Origin of the sequence: Hyphomonas chukchiensis, from assembly GCF_000682695.1 — a bacterium.
GTDB classification, from domain to species: domain Bacteria; phylum Pseudomonadota; class Alphaproteobacteria; order Caulobacterales; family Hyphomonadaceae; genus Hyphomonas; species Hyphomonas chukchiensis.
The window spans coordinates 1-3,386 of sequence record NZ_AWFG01000059.1 but is presented as its reverse complement, the minus strand read 5'-3'; the positions used below and the strand labels follow the sequence as shown (position 1 = coordinate 3,386).

At 59.7% G+C, this 3,386-nt stretch carries 4 protein-coding genes; all 4 read right to left on the bottom strand.

Annotated features, from left to right (window positions below):
* A partial coding sequence (locus HY30_RS15370) for a hypothetical protein (protein WP_034742738.1) occupies nucleotides 1-347 on the bottom strand: 347 nt, incomplete at its 3' end.
* Between the two features lie 204 nt (nucleotides 348-551).
* Nucleotides 552-968, bottom strand: coding sequence for an antirestriction protein ArdA (locus HY30_RS15360; RefSeq protein ID WP_206741491.1), 417 nt, complete (start codon nucleotides 966-968; stop codon nucleotides 552-554).
* A gap of 3 nt (nucleotides 969-971) precedes the next feature.
* Complete coding sequence (gene ltrA, locus HY30_RS15355; RefSeq protein WP_081812294.1) at nucleotides 972-2,702, bottom strand: group II intron reverse transcriptase/maturase; 1,731 nt, start codon at nucleotides 2,700-2,702, stop codon at nucleotides 972-974.
* Nucleotides 2,703-2,705: 3 nt separating this feature from the next.
* A complete protein-coding gene (locus HY30_RS20375) occupies nucleotides 2,706-3,371 on the bottom strand; it encodes an antirestriction protein ArdA (RefSeq protein ID WP_206741492.1) in 666 nt (221 codons plus the stop codon).
* Nucleotides 3,372-3,386 lie beyond the last annotated feature (15 nt).

The window sequence follows — 3,386 nt, the reverse complement described above, 5'->3', positions numbered from 1 at the left end:
TTATGTTGAGCTCTACATAAGCTCGCGGCGCAGTCAAGCAATTTTATCTCGGCGAAACTCACTGACAGGACGACGCCGCAGTAGAACCAGTCGTCCTTGCGCCACGCCCCCATGATGTGTTCGGCGCGCGCTTGAGCGTCGTCGAAGCGCTGGCGAAAGTTCTTTCCGGGTCCGATGAAGCCGGGCGCATCCTTGTAGAGCGAGGGCCAGAATCCGTCCTGGCGCTTGTCCGGCGCGTCGGGGCAATCATCGCGGAAGATGCGCGCGGTGACGTGATACCCGTCTTTTTCGCAGTGGATCGCATCGCCTTCGCACACGAAGCCGCCAAAGGTTTCGGTGAAGGTCATGGCGCCCTCCTGAGGTCAAAGCCTTCGCGGGCGCAAATCTGCGTCAGGGCGCGGGTTTCAACCGTCTTCAGATCATCGCCCATCTGGCGGTAGATCGAGCCAAGGCGAAACCCTTTGCTTGAACGGACCACATGCGCCCATCTGTAAGGGCCTTTGCCGTCCTCTCTTGGTTTGGCTTGAAAGCGGGCCATCGTTCTCGCCCCCTCAACGCGACCAGAAGACGTGGACTTCTTCAAATCCCGTCTCAATGGTGAAGACGTCGCCCGACAATTCCATGTCGCGGCCCATCGCCTCCCAATCGATGTAATATTCGTAGCGTTTCGGAATGGCGGGGCCGCATTCCAGATTCAAATCCTCGGCGAAGTGCGCGAGGCTTTTATGTTCGCCCGCATAATCCTCGAAGGCGGCGCGCGCCGCTTCCAGATCGTCGCCGAAATGGCTGTAGAGTTCCGCGCCAAGACGGCCATGTTCGCCGATAAACTCGGACAGCGCCGCAACGGTTTCAAAGCTGGAATATTCTTCAAGGCTTGCGCCCTCGAAGCCTTCATAGTGTCGGGTAACAGGCCGGTGTTGCCACCGGCCCGTCCCCTCAGAACCGTGCTTGCAAGTTTCCCCGCACACGGCTCAAGCAAGTCCCTGATTAGACGCGCGGCGGCAGTCGGCATGGACAAGTCGCAGGTTCCGGTAGGAACCGTTCGTCCTGTCCCCATCCACATGAGACATGCGGATGGTTTCGCCATTGTAGAGGCTCTCGCGGCAGGTCGGGCACTTGTGCCGTTGCCGCTGCGCGACCTTCTGCCAACTGCGCGTGAGGTCAGTCCCTCCCATCCGGCGGGCCCGGTTTCGCCAGTAGTCGGCGAGGGCCGGATCGTCGGGGGAGTTGCGGTGTTTCACCATCGTCCAGCGCACGATTTTGATCGCGGCTGGATGGATCATGAACGCACCAGACTGCTTGTCCATAAAGGTGTAGCTGAAGTTCGGGCAGTTATAGTGCCGCCCGAAGTATTTCCGCATCCACCAGTGTTTCAGCTTCCTCGCATGGGCGCGGTGGCACCAGCGACGTTGCCGGACATGGACATAGTGTTCGATCCCTGAGAAGATTTTCCCAGCGACACTGTAACGGTAGTAGTTGCACCATCCACGTATCACCGGATTGGCAGCTGCAAGCAGTTGCCCCTGATCCGAGCCGACATGGGCGCGGAACAGGTCCCTGAGCTTCTTCCTGAACGCTTTGACGGCGTCCTTGGAAGGTTTGATCAGGGTCTTCGTGCCAGCGGCGCGGTCTGCCACCTTGTAGGAACGGACATTGAAGCCGAGGAAGTCGAAGCCTTCCCGTATGTGCCGGATGCTGGTCTTCTCCTCGGAGAGGTGAAGACCGCGCCCGGCGAGAAAGGCCGCAACCCGTGTCCTGGCCTCAAGCGCTTGCGTCTCAGTGTGGCAGATGACGACGAAGTCATCAGCATACCGCACAAAGACAGGGCAGTGAGGTTTCACGTATGAGGCGCTCGTGCCTCCGCGATACTCAATGCCCAGCGCTTCTTCCATTCCATGCAGGGCGATGTTGGCAAGAAGGGGACTAATGACCCCGCCTTGCGGTGTGCCCTGCTCGGTGGCGTGGAACACGCCATCTTCCACATAGCCTGCCTTCAACCAGCGGCGGATCATTCCCCTTGCGGGGAAGTTGCCGATGGCCTCCATCAGAGCGTCGTGGTCGATATTGTCGAAGCAGCCTTTTATATCGGCATCGAGAACCCAGACCCGTTTGGACCCGGACTTCGTTGCCAGATGTATCCGCTCGATGGCGTCATGAACGCCCCGACCGGGCCGGAACCCATAACTTGTCCCCTCGAACTGCGCTTCCCAGCAGGGTTCAAGTGCATTGAGCACAATTGCCTGCTGGCACCGATCGATAAGAGACGGGATTCCAAGCGGTCGCTTCTGCCCGTTGGCTTTAGGGATATACACCCTCCGGGCTGGAAGCGGTTCCCATGCCTTCAGGTTCACCAGTTGGTTCGCAAGGTCCGCCCGCTCGGTCGGCGTCGGTGCGGTTTTCGCATCGACACCGGGAGAGGCTTTCCCGCGATTGATCTGGCTGACCCTTCGGATGGAAACGAGCAGGTTCGCCCGGCTGCGCAGCATAAGCTTTTGCAGCGAGCGGACCGTCTTCCAGTCCCGCATTTCAGTCGCCCGATAGATTCTCCGGCGCAGCGTCCTGACCGTTCGATAGGCGGCAGGCCAGTCAATGGTCTGCCAGTGAACAGTTCCGTCGCTTACGATCAGGCCTTGCGGCCCGTCCATCTTTTCACGAACGGTTCGGTTGCTATTCCACGAGATTACGGGGGACTCACCAGTCATCTGTCAGCACCCTTTCAGGTTGGGCATGGCCCTATCCGCCGGGTTATGTATTCCCCGTGCCTTTCGGCTGGCGGCATTCGCTTGTGATGACATCCTCCACCCGCTGAGGGATTGGGCGACTCTTGCGAGCCGCTTACCGAATGCTGTTGCCAGCACCCGGACCTCATCGGGGTTACTCAGTTCCGCATCTGCGAGATGCGACCGGGACAGGTGCCTGCTATACGCCGGGGAATATCGACCTTCCGACTGAGGGATCCACGTGCCCCCAGCCCATTCCCTTGCTCCCCGTAAAAGCCACTTCCGGGGGACTGATGTGTAACGACGCATCAACACAGATTTACTTTCGTTCACCATACCGGTCTTCTCCTTGGGCGGTTCACCGGCGTGTGGCTGCCAGCTCCCCGCTCGTTTCCGGAGGCTTCGCACCAGCCGGTTACCCAGCTCGCACGCTCCGGCTAGAAATGGTCGAGAAGGCTCGACCAGAGGCATCCCTGCCTCACTCAACAGATGCGACTTTCTGGTCGCACCGTGAATCGCCCATTCCTCCGCATTCGGAATAGGCGAGGCGGCAAGCATGGCGCGCGTCTCACCCCAGATATGGGCTTCGCCGCTGGCGGCGTCGATCCAGCGCCCGTGCAGAATGTCGTTATTGTAAGCCGCGAGGCAGATGGGATAATCGGACGC